The 16,664-nt window shown below is 40.6% G+C and carries 15 protein-coding genes and 1 pseudogene; 7 read left to right on the top strand and 9 right to left on the bottom strand.

Annotation, left to right across the window (positions count from 1 at the left end; all coding sequences use genetic code 11):
* Positions 1 to 100: 100 nt before the first annotated feature.
* Complete coding sequence (locus tag C6H66_RS18490; protein ID WP_036813717.1) at positions 101 to 370, bottom strand: hypothetical protein; 270 nt, start codon at positions 368 to 370, stop codon at positions 101 to 103.
* The gene (locus tag C6H66_RS18485) at positions 357 to 2,180 is read right to left on the bottom strand and encodes a DUF637 domain-containing protein (RefSeq protein ID WP_339417590.1); all 1,824 of its coding nucleotides are present in this window, start codon (positions 2,178 to 2,180) and stop codon (positions 357 to 359) included. Before C6H66_RS18485 ends, C6H66_RS18490 begins: the two co-directional genes overlap by 14 nt.
* 32 nt (positions 2,181 to 2,212) lie before the next feature.
* Between C6H66_RS18485 and C6H66_RS18480 the strand changes: the two are divergent.
* Positions 2,213 to 2,833 (top strand): annotated as a pseudogene (locus C6H66_RS18480) (FadR/GntR family transcriptional regulator); the annotation flags it as partial.
* A gap of 69 nt (positions 2,834 to 2,902) precedes the next feature.
* Positions 2,903 to 4,294: a multidrug transporter subunit MdtD gene (gene mdtD / locus C6H66_RS18475; protein WP_105396349.1), complete on the top strand. Its 1,392-nt coding sequence runs from the start codon at positions 2,903 to 2,905 to the stop codon at positions 4,292 to 4,294.
* Here the strand turns inward: mdtD and rbsR are convergent.
* The 6 genes from rbsR to rbsD form a co-directional block, all read right to left on the bottom strand.
* Complete coding sequence (gene rbsR, locus C6H66_RS18470; RefSeq protein ID WP_036814841.1) at positions 4,291 to 5,292, bottom strand: ribose operon transcriptional repressor RbsR; 1,002 nt, start codon at positions 5,290 to 5,292, stop codon at positions 4,291 to 4,293. The genes mdtD and rbsR overlap by 4 nt on opposite strands.
* 2 nt (positions 5,293 to 5,294) lie before the next feature.
* A complete protein-coding gene (gene rbsK, locus C6H66_RS18465; RefSeq protein WP_046396713.1) occupies positions 5,295 to 6,224 on the bottom strand; it encodes a ribokinase in 930 nt (309 codons plus the stop codon).
* Between the two features lie 63 nt (positions 6,225 to 6,287).
* Positions 6,288 to 7,178: a ribose ABC transporter substrate-binding protein RbsB gene (gene rbsB, locus C6H66_RS18460; protein WP_105396348.1), complete on the bottom strand. Its 891-nt coding sequence runs from the start codon at positions 7,176 to 7,178 to the stop codon at positions 6,288 to 6,290.
* A 24-nt stretch (positions 7,179 to 7,202) separates the two neighbouring features.
* On the bottom strand, positions 7,203 to 8,174 hold the full coding sequence (gene rbsC, locus C6H66_RS18455) for a ribose ABC transporter permease (RefSeq protein WP_036814838.1): 972 nt from the start codon (positions 8,172 to 8,174) through the stop codon (positions 7,203 to 7,205).
* Between the two features lie 6 nt (positions 8,175 to 8,180).
* Positions 8,181 to 9,686: a ribose ABC transporter ATP-binding protein RbsA gene (gene rbsA, locus C6H66_RS18450; protein WP_046396711.1), complete on the bottom strand. Its 1,506-nt coding sequence runs from the start codon at positions 9,684 to 9,686 to the stop codon at positions 8,181 to 8,183.
* A 7-nt stretch (positions 9,687 to 9,693) separates the two neighbouring features.
* Entirely contained in the window at positions 9,694 to 10,113 is a 420-nt protein-coding gene (gene rbsD, locus C6H66_RS18445; RefSeq protein ID WP_105396347.1) for a D-ribose pyranase, read from the bottom strand.
* 252 nt (positions 10,114 to 10,365) lie between these two features.
* Between rbsD and ravA the strand changes: the two genes are divergently transcribed.
* Positions 10,366 to 11,877, top strand: coding sequence for an ATPase RavA (gene ravA / locus C6H66_RS18440; RefSeq protein ID WP_105396346.1), 1,512 nt, complete (start codon positions 10,366 to 10,368; stop codon positions 11,875 to 11,877).
* 4 nt (positions 11,878 to 11,881) lie between these two features.
* Complete coding sequence (gene viaA, locus C6H66_RS18435; RefSeq protein WP_105396345.1) at positions 11,882 to 13,339, top strand: ATPase RavA stimulator ViaA; 1,458 nt, start codon at positions 11,882 to 11,884, stop codon at positions 13,337 to 13,339.
* Positions 13,340 to 13,344: 5 nt separating this feature from the next.
* Here the strand turns inward: viaA and asnA are convergent, their stop codons facing one another.
* Positions 13,345 to 14,337, bottom strand: coding sequence for an aspartate--ammonia ligase (asnA, locus tag C6H66_RS18430; protein ID WP_105396344.1), 993 nt, complete (start codon positions 14,335 to 14,337; stop codon positions 13,345 to 13,347).
* 166 nt (positions 14,338 to 14,503) lie between these two features.
* Between asnA and asnC the strand changes: the two genes are divergently transcribed.
* The 3 genes from asnC to C6H66_RS18415 form a co-directional block, all read left to right on the top strand.
* Positions 14,504 to 14,965 carry a transcriptional regulator AsnC gene (gene asnC, locus C6H66_RS18425; RefSeq protein ID WP_105396343.1) on the top strand — a complete coding sequence of 154 codons (462 nt, stop codon included), beginning with the start codon at positions 14,504 to 14,506 and terminating at the stop codon, positions 14,963 to 14,965.
* Positions 14,966 to 15,056: 91 nt separating this feature from the next.
* Entirely contained in the window at positions 15,057 to 15,497 is a 441-nt protein-coding gene (gene mioC / locus C6H66_RS18420) for an FMN-binding protein MioC (RefSeq protein ID WP_105396342.1), read from the top strand.
* Between the two features lie 379 nt (positions 15,498 to 15,876).
* Positions 15,877 to 16,664: FAD-dependent oxidoreductase (locus C6H66_RS18415; RefSeq protein WP_105396341.1), on the top strand; the 788-nt coding region annotated here is incomplete at its 3' end.

Here is a 16,664-nt window from a genome sequence, read left to right as displayed (position 1 = left end):
GATGGGCTATAAATTCCCCGTGTTAGCATATTGCTAACACGGGAGGATAATCATTCCATTGATAAGAGAGCACACAGATCCATTTGCAAGCTCTTAAATTTTACAAATATTCTTTAGGTATATTTGATATCTGCTCCTCTAGCGACCAATCTTCTGGCTTGGATTTTTCAGAGTTCCATTTTGCGCCTTTATCCAACCATTTGGATCTGTAATTCTTTAATGCTGCTAAAGTAGCGTCTTCGTAGCCAAACTCCACACCACAGCAGTCACAGATATCAAATGTTGGTGAGTCACCATCTGCACCCCACGGAGGATCTAACTGTTCTGCGCCACACACACGGCATACATACAATCTATTATTTTTGTGCATTGAAGTAATCCAAATTTGTTTCATATCCATGATCTACTGGATTTGGTTTAAACATTGTTTTCGGGACGCCATCCACATTTTTTACTGCAAAAATATTTGTTTTTGGATTGTAATACAAGGTATCACCATTAGCTCGGGTTTTGATTAAAGTTTCTTTTGGAGGATTTTTAATAAAGTCATGGGTGGCTTCGACATATTGTTTTGAATTTTGATATTCAGGGAATTCATTTTTATGTTTATCCCAGTGACCATAAGCATTTGCTACAGGTTCTTTTTTCTTTGTCTCTGTCCATATCTGAGTTTCTTTCGTTTTGCTTGAACCTACTGTGTTGCCAACATTACGGTTCTTCCCAACAATCGAAGCAACTGAAGCTTTACCGCCGATAGCACCACCAATACCGGCAGATTCTACTGCCTCTTTGGCTATTAGTGCACCTTTTTCCCAGGCTGGCAGCGAGTTATACAACAGCCCTAAATCGTTCTGGTTTTCTGTCGTCACAAACTGGCTGATACGATGGGCATCCTCAGCCGATAAGTTAAACATCCATCTTAAGCCACTAATAGCATCCGCTGTTTTTGTTCCACCTTCCATTTCGGCCTGATAGGTCAGTGTGCATAACCCACCATTCCCGGCACAGTGAGATAACATTTCTGCCCGTTGCGCGGCGCTCAGTTTGTTGTATTTGTTCCAGATTGCTTCGGTAGGGGTTCCTTGCTTATTGGCTTCCTGGAGTTCTCTAGCCAGATTGTAGGCATTCATGGAGTTCAGGTGGTTAAAGAGAATAACAATTTCTCCGGCATTAGCTCCACTGTTAGCGCCTTTGGCGCTGTTGGTCGCAATGGCGCCTGCGACGCTGCCGATGATTTTTCCGCCCGCCTGAATTTTCATTGGATCATTGAATGTTTTATCCAATGTTATCGCGGCCAGTTCTGCCGCTAATGCCCCGGCAGCAGCCCCTTTGGCATCACCGCCGCCAATTTCCGCAGCAAGGGCAGAAACCGCCGCATGGCTGATAGCTTTTCCGGGTAAACCTAACACCTGACCGTTATTTCCAATCAATCCGGCTCCTTCGGCGTTAATCTGGTTGCCAATATTGGCAAGTAATGCGGTGGTGAAGTTGTCCTTAAAACTACCGCCATTGATGGCTGTACCCAGGCTGGAACTGATAATGGATTGACCTGCGATCCGTTGAGCCACTTTGCTCCAGTCGCCATTGCTCAGTTTAGGTAATGCCGCTTTTGCCGGGTTAATTTGAGCGCCATTGGCGGCTTTATCCCATCCCATGACGTTATCAAAACCCGCCAGTGCGCCACCAATCGCCATCGATGTGATAGTTGATTTAACGGTGTCGCTGCTTCCCATCACTTTTAAGGTTTTGGATAAGTCACCTTGGTTATCCACCAAAGCTACCGCTGCCTGAGAAGCGAGTGCGGCCATGCCGGAAGCCGTCGCGCCGTAAGCGACTGAGCTCATGGCGGCGGCAGTGCTGGCAGTAGCGCCCGCTGCCGTCGCTGCTGAACCCGCGGTACTTGCGGCTGACCCGGCAACCGAAACCGTTAATCCGGCTCCCGCTGTCGCAGCGGCGACTGCAATCGCGATAACCGCAGAGACCACCGGATTCAGGTGCTGGCTTTTATAATCCCAACTGTCATAGGCATCTTTAACTAAGTTCCATTGAACGTCTTTACGTTCATTGAGTCCTTTTAGCCAGGCGGTTTCCGGCGTATTGCCGAATACTGACACCGCATTCTGTAACGATTGACCATTTTTGGCTTTGATATCCGCGCTAACCCCTTTCGCCGCCTCCACAGTAAATTTTCCGCCAATATGAATAGCAGGAACAACAGATTTTATCTGGTGAATATAAAGCTGAAACTATCCTTCCTGGTGAAATAGAACTCGCTGAACAATTTAACGTCAGCAGAACCTCTGTTCGTGAAGCAATAAAAATACTTGCAGCCAAAGGTATGCTATTACCTCGCCCACGTATTGGTACTCGAATCATGCCAACGATTCATTGGAATTTCCTTGATCAGGATTTATTAAAATGGTGGATGAGTCGTGACAACCTTAACCAAGTGGTTGAACATTTCCATATAGTAAGATTAGCAATAGAGCCACAAGCTTGCTTTCTTGCTGCACAAAATGCCACACAAAAACAAAGGAAGCAGCTCTTACAGGTAATAGATGAAATGTATCTACTAAAAGAAAATTTTAACCGGGAAAAATGGATAGAGATTGATTACCAGTTTCACTATACCATTTACAAATCTTGTGGAAATCCATTCTTATGCTCTTTTGCCAATTTATTTCATCTAGTTTACCAGAACTACTTTGAAGCTATTATTTCCGATAAAGTTGTACAACTGGAAGCTCATAAAACAATTGTTAATTCTATCATCCAAGGTGACAGTCACAGTGCACTTCTCGCTTGCCAAAAGTTATTAACAGAGCGCGAATGATCTTATATAGTAGTGTATTAGATTAATATCTAACCAAACATTAACTAGATAAAATAAGCAGGATTATTAATGGTAAAAACCGCTCGTAATATGGCGGGGCTACCCTGGATTGCTGCAATAGCTTTCTTTATGCAAGCTTTAGATGCAACAATTCTCAACACAGCATTGCCCGCTATTGCTGAAAGCCTCAAACATTCACCTCTGGCGATGCAATCTGCTGTTGTCAGCTATACTCTGACTGTTGCTTTGCTAATTCCAGTCAGCGGCTGGTTAGCAGATCGTTTCGGTACCCGCCGGGTATTTATGTTTGCTGTATCCTTGTTTTCTTTAGGCTCTCTTGCCTGTGCTTTGTCAGGTAATTTAGCTTTTCTAGTTGCTTCACGTGTAATTCAAGGAATTGGTAGCGCAATGATGATGCCGGTTGCTCGCCTTGCTTTATTACGTGCATACCCACGCAGCGAACTTCTACCCGTTATGAATTTTGTCACCATGCCAGGGTTAGTAGGGCCAATTCTTGGTCCCATGCTCGGTGGGTTATTAGTCACTTATGCTACCTGGCACTGGATATTTATTATCAATATCCCTATTGGTTTATTGGGGATTATTTATGCTAAAAAACATATGCCTAATTTTACAATGCCAAAACGTTCGTTTGACTTTTTCGGTTTTATACTTTTTGGCCTGAGTTTAATAATGGTTTCTGTCAGTTTAGATTTACTAGGGGAGAGTACGTTACCAGGTTATATACCTCTGACAATGATGGTCGGTGGTTTTATGATATTATTTGGTTATCTAATGCATGCCAGAAGACAGACCCAACCCCTTATTAGTCTGAAATTATTCCGTGTTCGTACATTCTCTATCGGTATTATAGGTAATATTGTTACACGCTTGGGAACTGGGTGCATTCCTTTCCTAATGCCTTTGATGCTACAAGTTGGATTTGGCTATTCAGCAGTCATTGCCGGAATGATGATGGCGCCAACAGCTATTGGTTCTGTTATAGCCAAATCTTTCGTTACTAATGTATTAACTCGCTTTGGATATCGTAAGACGCTGGTTAGCATAACAATCATTATTGGATTAATGATTTCTCAATTTTCACTGCAATCACCAGAAATGTCCGCTGTCCTTCTGTCTATTCCACTATTCTTACTGGGCATGGCTGTATCCATTCAATTTACTTCGATGAATACCATTACTCTCGCAGATCTGACCGATAATAATGCCAGTTCAGGAAATAGTTTATTAGCTGTAACTCAGCAGTTATCTATTAGCTTCGGTGTTGCAGTAAGTGCCGCTATTCTTCGTTTCTATGAATCCATACATTATGGAACAACCATTGATAGCTTCCACAACACTTTTATTACCGTAGGAATAATCACTTTACTCTCTTCGTCCACCTTCCTGCTATTACATAAGGAAGATGGAGATAACATGATCAAGAAAAAGAACACCTAAGAACGAGAAACTGAACTACGCTCAATCAGTGTCGGAGTTAATACTAATAATTTAGGATCACTTTCTGGGTTATTCATCCGATAAAGCAAAGTATCAACAGCTAACTTTCCTAATTTATCTTTTGGCTGATGAATGGTTGTCAACGGTGGGATCATATAAGGAGCAAGGTCGATATCATCATAACCTATGATGGAAATATCATCCGGTATAGAAAGCCCCGCTTGGTACAGAGCCTGATAAGCGCCAACAGCCATTGCATCATTTCCAGCAAAAACAGCTTCTGGCGGTTCTGGATGTTGTAGTAATCTCTGCATTGATTTAAAACCACCAGCAAATTCAAAATCACTATAAATTTCATATCCGTCAGGAATAATAAGGCCAGCATTTGCCATTGCCTTTCTATATCCCTTCAATCGATGATTAGCAGGTGTTTTATCTTGTGGACCTGCAATACAAGCTATTTTTTTAAAACCACAGCTAATAAGGTGATTAGTCGCTATCTCACCCCCCAACAAGGAGTTGTCCTGAATAATATCGCTGACAATATCAAATGGAGACCAATCCATCATAACCATCGGTAAAGGAGGATAACGACGCAAAACATCACAGGAGCTGTGTTGATTTTCAGTACACATAATCAGCACCCCATCTACTCGCTTTTGCAGCAAAGTTTCCATGCTGTAATCCATTCGTTTGGCATCCCCCTCTGTATTACACAAGATAAGGCTATAACCACGCTCATAACAGCTTCGTTCAACCCCTCTTACAATTTCAGCATAAAAAGGATTATTACTGGTTGTCACCAGCATACCAATGGTTTTGGTTTGCTTGATCTTAAGACTTCGTGCAAGCGCTGATGGCGCATAATTCAATTGCTCAATCGCATCATTAACTTTCTTTTTCACACCATCACTGACATAACGATTATTATTAATAACATGAGATACAGTCGATGTAGAAACGCCTGCAAAACGAGCAACATCTTTCATTGTAGCCACAGTTAGTCCTGTTCAGTTAAAAATGCATCAATTTCATTTCGCCACGGGACGGAAGGCTGAGCACCCTGACGGGTTACTGCTATCGCAGCAGCAGAATGAGCAAATCGTATGGCAGATAATATGGATTTTCTTTCCAATAATGCTGTCATCAGTGCACCGTTGAAAGTATCTCCTGCCGCAACAGTATCTACAACGTTAACTTTAAATCCCGGAACAATTTTTCCTTTTTGACCTCTTTCACTCAACCATACACCACGGCTACCTAATGTGATAATTACCGTTTCAATACCTTTATCATGCAGTATTTGAGCCGCATTTTCCGCATCTGAATCATTTTCTACTTTAATTCCAGTGAGATATTCCGCTTCAGTTTCATTTGGTGTAATGATATCCACCAGCGAGAGCAATTGATCAGATAATTTTTGGGCCGGCGCCGGATTGAGTATTATTTTTGTATTATTTTGTTTAGCTATTGTTGCAGCAAGTTGTACTGTTTCCAATGGAGACTCAAGTTGCATTAATAATGCATCAGCTTCTTCAATAATATTTTGGTAGCGATAGAAATATTCCGGTGTCAACGCTGCATTAGCGCCTGCATTGATACCAATAACGTTTTCACCTTGCTGATTAACGAAAATCAACGCTACACCCGTTGTTTCTCCTTTAATCACTTCAATGCCAGAAGTTTTAATATTATCCTTTGCTAATTGCTGATAGATACGAAAACCAATATCGTCCTCACCAACACAAGCTATAAATGTAATGTCAGCACCACTGCGGCCTGCTGCTACCGCCTGATTAGCACCTTTACCACCAAAAGCAACCTGATATTGCTCCCCGATCACCGTTTCCCCCGGACGAGGGAATGACTTAAGATTCAAAATATGGTCAGCATTAATGCTGCCAAGCACCGCAAGTTTTGCTGTACTCATTACATTTATTCCTTTTCAATTATGCCGTCACCACCATCAATGAGTAACGGCATAAATACCGATTTATTTTTTAATAACTAACTCCAATTCCACGGGGATGACGGTTTCAACTTTTTCGCCTCTCAGCACTTTATTTGCAGTCTGAACACCAACGATACCAATTTGATCAGGCCGCTGAGCGATCGTCGCTCCTAATTTTCCACTTTGAACAGCTTTGATACCATCTCCAGTACCATCAAAACCAACAACTAATACATCGCTTTTACCTGCGGTCTGTAAAGCACGTAAGGCACCTAACGCCATCTCATCATTCTGAGCAAATACAGCTTGTACAGCCGGATGAGCCGTCAGTAAGTTCTGCATAACATTCAGTCCTTTGGTACGATCGAAATCAGCCGGCTGACTAGCCAGCACATTGAATTTATGTTCCTGTGCTACCTTATTAAACCCCTCACCACGTTCACGGGCGGCAGAAGTGCCGGCAATACCTTCTAACTGAATAATTTTGGCTTCATTCCCCAGTTTTTCGGCGATAAAATCACCCGCTATTTTACCCCCCAAGCGGTTATCAGAGGCAATATGACTGACAACAGTACCTTTATTCGCTATCCGATCTAGAGTAATGACCGGAATTTTGGCATTGTTAGCCATCATAATGGCATTACCAACAGCATCGGAGTCAGTCGGGTTAATTAGCATGAGTTTAGTACCACGTACCGTCAAATCCTGAACATTAGCTAATTCTTTCGCTGGATTATCCTGAGAATCCAACACAATTAGGTCATAGCCCAATTTATCCGCCTCCTTTTGAGCGCTATCCTTCATTGTGACAAAGAATGGATTATTCAGTGTAGAAATGACTAACGCGATAGTGTCTTTCGCCAATGCATTTACACTTACAGTCATACTTAGCGCAACAGCAGATAAAATTGTTACTAATTTCTTCACTTTCATCGTGTTATTTCCTGTAGGGTGAGGTTATTTACCACTTTTGTTATCAACCAGAACTGCCAACAATATTACAATTGCTTTAACAATCATCTGATAGTTAGAAGAAATACCTAATAAGTTTAAGCCATTGTTTAAAAAACCGAGGATTAGCGCACCAATCAGAGTACCAATAATTAATCCCTTACCACCAGCCAGGCGGGTTCCTCCCAGTACTACGGCAGCAATGGCATCTAATTCATAACCGCCTCCCGCCATAGGTTGAGCAGAAGAAAGACGAGCGACTTCAATAATACTTGCCAATGCCGTCAGTAAACCGCATAAGGAGTAAACGATAATTTTAATTTTATCGATATTGATACCAGATAAACGGGTAGCCGATTCATTCCCCCCCAAGGCATAAATATAACGACCTAAGCGGGTGTGATGCAGGATATACCATACGATAATAAAAACTATCAACATCAGCCATACTGGAGTAGGAATTCCCAGTGGCCGACCAATACCAAACCAGCCAAACAGATCCGCGTTATCACTGAATCCTGTATTTATTGGGCTACCATCAGTATAGACACGGGTTATTCCACGAAGTAATAACATCATGACTAGAGTGGCAATAAAAGCTTGTACTTTACCTTTAGCAATTATTATTCCTGTACAAGCACCAATTGCAGCACCTAAAGCCAAAGCACTCACGATAGCCACCAGAGCATTAACTTCCGTACCAACCAATGAAGCAGCTATTGCACCTGTTAACGCAAGCAATGAACCAACAGACAGGTCAATACCCGATGTCAGAATAACTAATGTCATCCCAACGGCCATAATGGCATTGACTGATGTTTGTTGCAGAATATTAAACAGATTATTTAAAGTGAAAAAATTTTGGCTAAGAGAAGAAACTACTACGATCAACACTAACAATGCAATCAGTGACTTTTGTTTCAGTAACCACTCTTTAGTAAACCAACGTTTAAATGTCGGTGATATATTAGAATTCATACTGAATTACCCCTGAATTGCTCCATATTGTTTGCCTACAGCCGCCGCCATCAAAACTTCTTGAGTTACCTGTTCAGCAAAAAATTCTCCGCTGATCTGGCCTTCACACATAACCAAAATACGGTCACTCATTCCCATCACTTCTGGCATTTCAGAAGAAATAAGAATAATACTTAGCCCTTCTTTCTTGAACTGATTAATTAACTGATAAATTTCTTTTTTTGCGCCAACATCTACACCACGTGTAGGTTCATCCAGAATAAGAACTTTTGGTCTGGTCATTAATCCACGGGCAATGGCTACTTTTTGCTGATTACCACCAGAAAGCAAATCAATAGTTTGTCCCATTGAAGGTGTCTTAATACTAAACAATTTAATAAAGTCACTAACTGCACTCTGTTCTTCTTTATGATTAAGACCCCCTAACCGGTTACTGAAATAACGTAAGGCAGTAAGAGACATATTCTCTTTAATTGACATTCCCAAAACTAAACCATCACGTTTACGATCTTCTGAAATATAAACAATCCCACAAGCTAACCCATCCTGAGGGTTACGAATTACAATGGGTGTTCCATCCAACGTGATTTGTCCTTGAGTTTTCGGCAACGCACCATAAATAATTTTCATCAATTCAGTGCGGCCAGCCCCCATCAGCCCTGATATACCCAAAATTTCCCCGCTATAAAGGGAAAAACTAGCATTTGTCACACCGGGACCAGAAATCTGATTAACTTCAAGTCGTTTTTTACCCCGAGGTAAATTCAGGCGAGGATATTGATCTTCCAGTTTTCGCCCAACCATCATTTCAATCAGAGCCTCTTCTTTTAACTCTTTTACCGGCTTTTCACCAATAAATTGTCCATCACGAAATACCGTCACATCATCGCAAATTTCAAAAATTTCTTTCAAACGATGGGAGATATAAACAATACCGCATCCCTGGGACTTTAGTTCATGTATTACTCTAAATAATGATTCAGTTTCCGTATCGGTCAGCGCATCAGTTGGCTCATCCATAATGATAACTTTGGATTTAAAACTCAGCACCTTAGCAATTTCAACCATTTGTTGATCACCGATAGAAAGTTCAGCGACTAAACAGTGACTGCTGTAACTCAGATTCAATTTTTTTAACAGGCGATCTGCTTCCTGATACATTTTTCTCCAATCAATCGCACCGAATTTATTAACAAATTCTCGTCCCAGGAAAATATTTTCAGCAATAGTCAGTTGGGGAATAAGATTTAATTCCTGATGGATAATTCCGATCCCCGCTTCCTGAGAGGATCTAGGACCAGAAAAAATTGCTTCTTTTCCCAGGTAATGAACCGTGCCTGTATCTCTGGTATATATCCCAGTCAACACTTTCATCATAGTGGATTTACCTGCACCATTCTCCCCTACCAGTGCCATCACTTTACCCGAGTAAACACGTAGTGCCGCACCAGATAATGCTTTAACACCAGGAAAAGATTTACTAATTCCTTTTAGTTCCAGTACAGGCTGCATAATCACCTCAGAAAGTCACGCCAGCACAAAGGATAATATTGGCATAAGGAGAATGCTCTCCTGTGCGAATCACCGCTCGGCTATGTTCTGTTTTCTCTTTCAACATATTATGACTAATATAGTCTACAGTAATTGAATTCCCTTGCTGTTTCTCAAGCTCTTTAATTTGAGTCAATATTAATTGATGTATCAAAGGATTATGGTCAATGATCTCCTCAGCTAAAAATGCAGCTTCAACCTGCATTTCGTGTGTAACAACATTAAGAACGGATATAAAACTAGGAATTCCCTGGGTTAGCGCTAAATCAATCCGCTGGGCTAAAGAAGGAATTGGTAATCCAGCATCACCAATTGTAATCTGGTCAGCATGCCCTAGCTGAGAAATTACGGCTGAAATTTCAGAATTAAGTAATACACCTTTTTTCATTTTTTTATTCCATTAGCGAAACGTTTCGCTATTTAGTAATATAGAAAGTAATATTTAAAATACAACATTAGTGATACAAAAGTGTGATCACTATCGAAACGTTTCGATAATGAAAGAAACGAAAACAAATGCTAACTTATTGAATATTTGACGCTGAATCGATTTTTAAGGTAAATATTGTCTACATCAACAAATAATGATTAAAATCTATGGAGAAGGCTAATTCGGTTTCATCTAATCCAACAGATAATATTGGTACGAATTATGTTGTTAGCAGAAAAAATAGTTTGCTTAAGTCACTATCTGGAAAGTGGTCTGTATGAAAGACAACAGACTATTCGTTTATGTTTGCTAGCGGCATTGTGTGGGGAAAGTGTTTTTCTACTCGGTCCTCCTGGTATCGCAAAAAGCCTGATAGCCCGACGATTAAAATTTGCGTTTCGTGATGCCAGAGCATTTGAATATCTGATGACTCGCTTTTCAACTCCTGAAGAAATTTTCGGTCCTCTTTCTATTCAGGCATTGAAAGAAGAAGGACGTTACCAACGTCTAACTAACGGATATTTACCTGAAACCGAAATTGTCTTCCTTGATGAAATATGGAAAGCCGGTCCAGCAATTCTTAATACCCTACTGACCGCAATTAATGAAAGAAAATTCAGAAATGGCGATACAGAAGAGAAAATTCCAATGCGATTACTTGTAACAGCATCCAATGAGCTGCCTGAAGCAGATAACAGTCTGGAAGCGCTCTATGACAGAATGTTAATTCGTATTTGGTTGGACAAAATTCAAGAAAAAAAGAATTTCCGAGCGTTACTCACTAGCCACAAAAATGAAAATGATAACCCTGTCCCGGCAGACATTCAGATAACAAGTGAAGAATTTCACCAATGGCAAAAAGAGATTGATAAGATAATTCTACCTGATAGTTGTTTTGATATTATCTATCATTTACGCCAGCAACTTGATACGACAGAACATTCACCTTACATTTCAGATCGACGCTGGAAGAAAGCCATTCATTTATTACAAGCCAGTGCTTTCTTTAATGGTAGAAAAGAGATATCCCCTATTGACTTAATATTGCTGAAAGATTGTTTGTGGCATGATCTTCACTCTTTTAAATTATTACCTCAGTACCTAAATACTCTCATGACCGAACAGGCATATCAGCAAAGAGTATTATCTCAAAAAATTGATTCGCTCTATCACCAATGGACTCAAGTCTGTCAGGATAAAAATGATCAGCAAGCGTTAAAGCTGGAAAAACAAACCAGTCTGTTTGGACATAAAATACAGTATTCGTTACCCGATCATATCAATGAAGAAAAATTGATTTTACTCCTACATACACCTCTTCATCTCCATGATATTAAAGTTAATTTCATTGAATTGGACAAAAAAGCGCTGAATAACTGGATAAACAAAGGCGGAGAACTATCAGCTCGTCTGAACGGTATTGGTTTCCCACAAAACATAGCAGCCGAAATTAATTCAACACACCAGCCAGAGATTTTTGATATCAGCCGTCGTTCATCCACGCTATATTTACCAGACCGCCAGCATCAGCAAAATGAAGAAAACAACGAGTGGCTGGAAAGATTGGAAAAAATTAATCAAGAAATCCATCACCAACACCAATTGTTTAATCACCATCAACCATGCCTGTTTATTGAAAGTCATTGGCTTGCTACGATAGAGCAAAGCTTTATCCAGTTAGCCGATAAAATTAATCAGTTGAAAATAAAAATGGGCAACTAATTAAATGATTAGTCTGACAACCCTTGATCTTTTACTGTCAATAAACGAAGGAGAGATGATAGAAGAGATCATATTAACGCTTCTAGCTTCACCTCAGTTAGCTATCTTTTTTGAAAAATATCCTCGTTTGAAACGTGCGCTACTAAAAGATATCCCTGGTTGGAAACACGATTTACAGCACAGGATTAAAGAAACGCTCATTCCTGCAACTCTGGCAGAAGAATTTCAATTATATCAACAACTACTCTCTGCCAATACAAATCATTTTTTTCTTAAACTTCCCGATATTTTAGAAACCCTGCGCCGAATTGAATCCCCTTTTAGTGAAGAAGCACAGAAACTCGCAACCAACACCATTGCCAATTCAAATACACTGCAAATCCTATTTATTCAACGATGGAGGATCAGTTTGATCCTGCAAACCACAACCCTCCATAAGAAATTGCTAGAACAAGAAAAAGAGCAATTACTGGCAGAACTACAACAAAGGCTGACACTAAGCGGTAATCTTGATCCTATTTTTAGTGAAAATGATAGGGCAGCAGGTCGGTTATGGGACATGAGTAAAAATCAGTTAAATCATTCCCAAAATAATAAACAGTTATTGATTCGCTATAGTGAATTTCTTCGCCAACAGCCGGAACTGGAAAAATTAGCTCAATTACTTGGACGCAGCCAATCTGCAAAATCAAAACCACAGGAAAATCATTTTTTCGAACTATTTACTACAATCGAACGCACACCTGACACTGTTCCTGAACAGGTAAATGGAATCGGACAAAGTGATGATATTATGCGTCTATTGCCAATAGAATTGGCGATATTAGGAATCGAAGACCTAGAATATGAATTCTATCGCAAATTAGTGGAAAAAAAACTCCTGACCTATCGCTTACAAGGTGATAACTGGCGAGAAAAAACAACATTACGACCAGTCACTCATTATAGCCAGGAAGAAAAACCACGAGGACCATTTATTATTTGTGTAGATACTTCCGGTTCTATGGGGAAATTCAATGAAAAATGTGCTAAAGCTTTTTGTCTGGCACTGTTACGCATTGCTCTAGCTGATAACCGCAACTGTCATATCATGCTATTTACGACAGAAATTGTGCACTATGAACTATCCTCACCAGATGGTCTGGAGCAAGCTATTCGTTTTCTCAGCCAGACTTTCAGAGGAGGGACAGATCTCGCTTTCTGTCTGACAAGCACAATAGAAAAAATGAAAGAACATCGTTGGAAAGATGCTGATGCTGTTGTTATCTCAGATTTCATTGCCCAGCGCCTGCCGGACTCACTAATCCATCAGATAAAAAATCTGCAACTGCATCAGCAACACCGCTTCCATGCGGTCTCCATGTCCCAATATGGTAAGCCCGATATTATGCGGATATTCGATCATATCTGGCGCTTTGATACCGGACTTAAAAGCCGTTTACTACGAAAATGGCGTCACTAATTGAATCAAAGCATATCTTCTACAGTTTCACGTATTTCTGGTGACCAGATACTGCACTGAACCTGACCGATGTGCTTCATTTGCAGCAGTAACATCACTAAACGAGATTGACCAATACCGCCACCAATCGACTGTGGCATGTCACCTTTGAGTAACGTCTGATGCCAATCATATTGTAAACGCTCTTCATCACCAGTCAGTGCTAACTGACGCTCCAGTGCATCTGCATCAACACGGATACCCATAGAAGAGATCTCAAACGCATCTTCCAAAACAGGGTTCCAAACAATGATGTCGCCGTTTAGACCCAAAAAGCCATCACAGTTTGGCGTCGTCCAGTCATCATAATCAGGCGCACGTACATCATGAGATTGACCATCAGATAATTTCGCACCAATACCTATGAGGAAAACAGCGCCCAATTCTTTAGCAATAGCACGTTCACGACCTTTTGCGTCCAGATCCGGATAACGGCTCAGAAGCGTTTCACTATGAACAAAGTGAATTTGATCTGGCAGGAACGGTGCCAGACCAAACTCTTTGCTGACAGCTTTTTCTGTTTCTTTTATTGCTTCGTAAATTTTACCTACCGTCTGTTTAAGATAAGCAAGTGAACGTTGCCCATCTCCCATCACTTTTTCCCAATCCCATTGATCAACATAAACAGAGTGGATTGGTGTTAAGCGATCCTCATCCGGACGCAATGCTTTCATGTGAGTATAAAGCCCTTGTTCAGGCTGAAAGCCAAAACGTCCCAGTGTCTTACGTTTCCATTTAGCCAATGAATGCACTACTTCGAAAGTTGAATCCGGTAAAGTTTTTACTTTTACCTGAACAGCTTTTTCATGACCAGACAGGTTGTCCTGAATACCATCTCCCAAACAACTTAGGATTGGCCCTTGTACTTCAATCAGACCCAGTTTGCTTTCCAGCAAACGGGAAAAGTAGGATTTCACAAAACTGATTTGTTGCTGCTTTTCAATAAACGACTTTTTCATAATGTTATTCTCTAATTTTTTAGGTGGCCCTGATGTCCTGTTGGAAACATTAAGCAATAAAATGAGGGATAAATTCAATATACTTTAATAAAAATAGCCTTTATGATTTATAAAATTCATTTTAAAGATGCAAAAAATGAAAATTCATTAAAAAATGGGGCTAAAAATGGCAGAAATTTATCAGATCGACAATTTAGACCGTGACATACTTCACGCTTTAATGGACAACGCACGTACACCTTATGCCGAACTAGCAAAGAAATTTGCTGTCAGCCCAGGAACAATTCACGTTCGTGTGGAAAAAATGAAGCAAGCAGGAATCATCACCGGCACCAGAGTAGATATCAGCACGAAACAACTTGGTTATGATGTGTGTTGCTTTATCGGCATTATTCTTAAAAGTGCTAAAGATTATCCATCAGCCCTGAAAAAACTAGACAACCTGGAGGAAGTAGTTGAGGTTTACTACACAACAGGCCACTACAGCATCTTTATTAAAGTTATGTGCCGTTCAATTGAATCCCTTCAAGATGTACTTATCAACAAAATACAGACTATCGATGAAATTCAATCAACAGAAACCCTAATCTCCTTACAAAACCCGATCATGCGAACAATCAAGCCATAAAATAAAATTTGTTATAACCACATTATCCACAGGTAGATCCCAACAGATTCACAGCGTACAATAGCGATTCTTGAAATCTGTTGGGATCACTATGGCCACTATTACCTTAATCAGCGGTAGCACAATGGGCAGTGCTGAATACGTAGCTGAACATATGGCTGAAATTTTGGAAGACGCAGGCTTCTCCACTGAAATGCTACATGGCCCCTCTTTAGATGAACTTCCTCAAGAAGGGATCTGGCTAGTCGTCACATCCACACATGGAGCAGGAGAATTGCCAGAAAATATACAACCATTAGCAGCAGAAATTTCTGAACAAAAACCTGATCTCCGCAAGGTAACGTTTGGCGCTGTTGGCCTTGGTAGTTCTGAATACGATACTTTTTGCGGTGCAATAAGATCATTTGACCAAATATTAATAGAAAGAGGAGCTAAACGCCTCGGTGATCGTCTGGAAATTGATATTCAACAACACGAGATCCCCGAAGATCCCGCGGAAGAATGGGTCAAAAATTGGGCAAAGTCACTCTAATAAGAACAAAAAAACAGCAAACGATTGTGGATAACTTATCTAAAAACCCGGGGTTAACCCGTAGTTATCCATAGTATAACTCTCTGACAATGATCGCCTTGTGAATAACCACCGATTTAGATCCCAGTTTATACCTCGTGGGATCACGGATCATTCACAACAAATGATCCTTTGCAGCTTTATGATCTTACTAAGGAAAAATAACTTATCCACAAAAGATCATGATCCTAATAAAAGATCTAATAAACAGATCTTTAAATAAAAAAGATCTTCTTTTAATTACCGGTGATCTCACCTACTTGGTCTATCACTAAAACTTGAGTAGAATTCTCTTCCCTAATGCAACACTGAGCATTCTTATAACTAAAGGTTCATCACCATGTTTTATCCAGAACAATTTGACGTCATCATTATCGGTGGTGGTCATGCTGGTACTGAAGCTGCTATGGCAGCCGCTCGTATGGGCCGTCAAACCTTATTACTGACCCACAATATTGACACTTTGGGCCAAATGTCATGTAACCCAGCTATTGGCGGGATCGGTAAAGGACATCTGGTTAAAGAAATTGATGCGCTTGGTGGTTTAATAGCTAAAGCCACTGACCAAGCTGGTATTCAATTTAGAACTTTGAATGCCAGTAAAGGGCCAGCAGTTCGTGCAACACGAGCTCAAGCTGATAGAGTTCTCTATCGTCAAGCTGTGCGCATGGCATTGGAGAATCAACCTAATCTGATGATCTTCCAACAACCTGTAGAAGATCTCATTGTTGAAAATGACACAGTTACTGGCGCAGTAACACGCATGGGGCTTAAGTTCAGAGCCAAAGCCGTTGTTTTGACGGTAGGTACATTTCTCGACGGTAAGATCCACATTGGTTTGGAAAACTATAGTGGCGGAAGAGCTGGTGATCCTCCTGCAATTTCGTTGGCACAACGCTTACGTGAACTGCCCTTACGTGTAAACAGATTAAAAACAGGAACGCCACCACGTATTGACGCCAGAACTATTGATTTTAGTCAGTTAACACAACAACTAGGTGATAACCCAACACCAGTATTCTCTTTCCTTGGGAATGTGGAACAACACCCACAACAAATACCGTGTTATATCACTCATACTAATGAAAAAACTCACGATGTGATCCGCAATAATTTGGATCGTAGTCC

It is taken from the genome of Photorhabdus hindustanensis (assembly GCF_002968995.1).
Classification (GTDB): domain Bacteria; phylum Pseudomonadota; class Gammaproteobacteria; order Enterobacterales; family Enterobacteriaceae; genus Photorhabdus; species Photorhabdus akhurstii.
This window is presented reverse-complemented; position numbering and strand designations above follow the sequence as displayed.

What these genes read in the sequence shown, in the direction of transcription:
- C6H66_RS18490 (WP_036813717.1), bottom strand. Translation starts at nt 370, where the DNA reads ATGCACAAAAATAATAGATTGTATGTATGCCGTGTGTGTGGCGCAGAA.
- mdtD (WP_105396349.1), top strand. Translation starts at nt 2,903, where the DNA reads ATGGTAAAAACCGCTCGTAATATGGCGGGGCTACCCTGGATTGCTGCA.
- rbsK (WP_046396713.1), bottom strand. Translation starts at nt 6,224, where the DNA reads ATGAGTACAGCAAAACTTGCGGTGCTTGGCAGCATTAATGCTGACCAT.
- rbsB (WP_105396348.1), bottom strand. Translation starts at nt 7,178, where the DNA reads ATGAAAGTGAAGAAATTAGTAACAATTTTATCTGCTGTTGCGCTAAGT.
- rbsC (WP_036814838.1), bottom strand. Translation starts at nt 8,174, where the DNA reads ATGAATTCTAATATATCACCGACATTTAAACGTTGGTTTACTAAAGAG.
- rbsA (WP_046396711.1), bottom strand. Translation starts at nt 9,686, where the DNA reads ATGCAGCCTGTACTGGAACTAAAAGGAATTAGTAAATCTTTTCCTGGT.
- rbsD (WP_105396347.1), bottom strand. Translation starts at nt 10,113, where the DNA reads ATGAAAAAAGGTGTATTACTTAATTCTGAAATTTCAGCCGTAATTTCT.
- viaA (WP_105396345.1), top strand. Translation starts at nt 11,882, where the DNA reads ATGATTAGTCTGACAACCCTTGATCTTTTACTGTCAATAAACGAAGGA.
- asnA (WP_105396344.1), bottom strand. Translation starts at nt 14,337, where the DNA reads ATGAAAAAGTCGTTTATTGAAAAGCAGCAACAAATCAGTTTTGTGAAA.
- asnC (WP_105396343.1), top strand. Translation starts at nt 14,504, where the DNA reads ATGGCAGAAATTTATCAGATCGACAATTTAGACCGTGACATACTTCAC.
- mioC (WP_105396342.1), top strand. Translation starts at nt 15,057, where the DNA reads ATGGCCACTATTACCTTAATCAGCGGTAGCACAATGGGCAGTGCTGAA.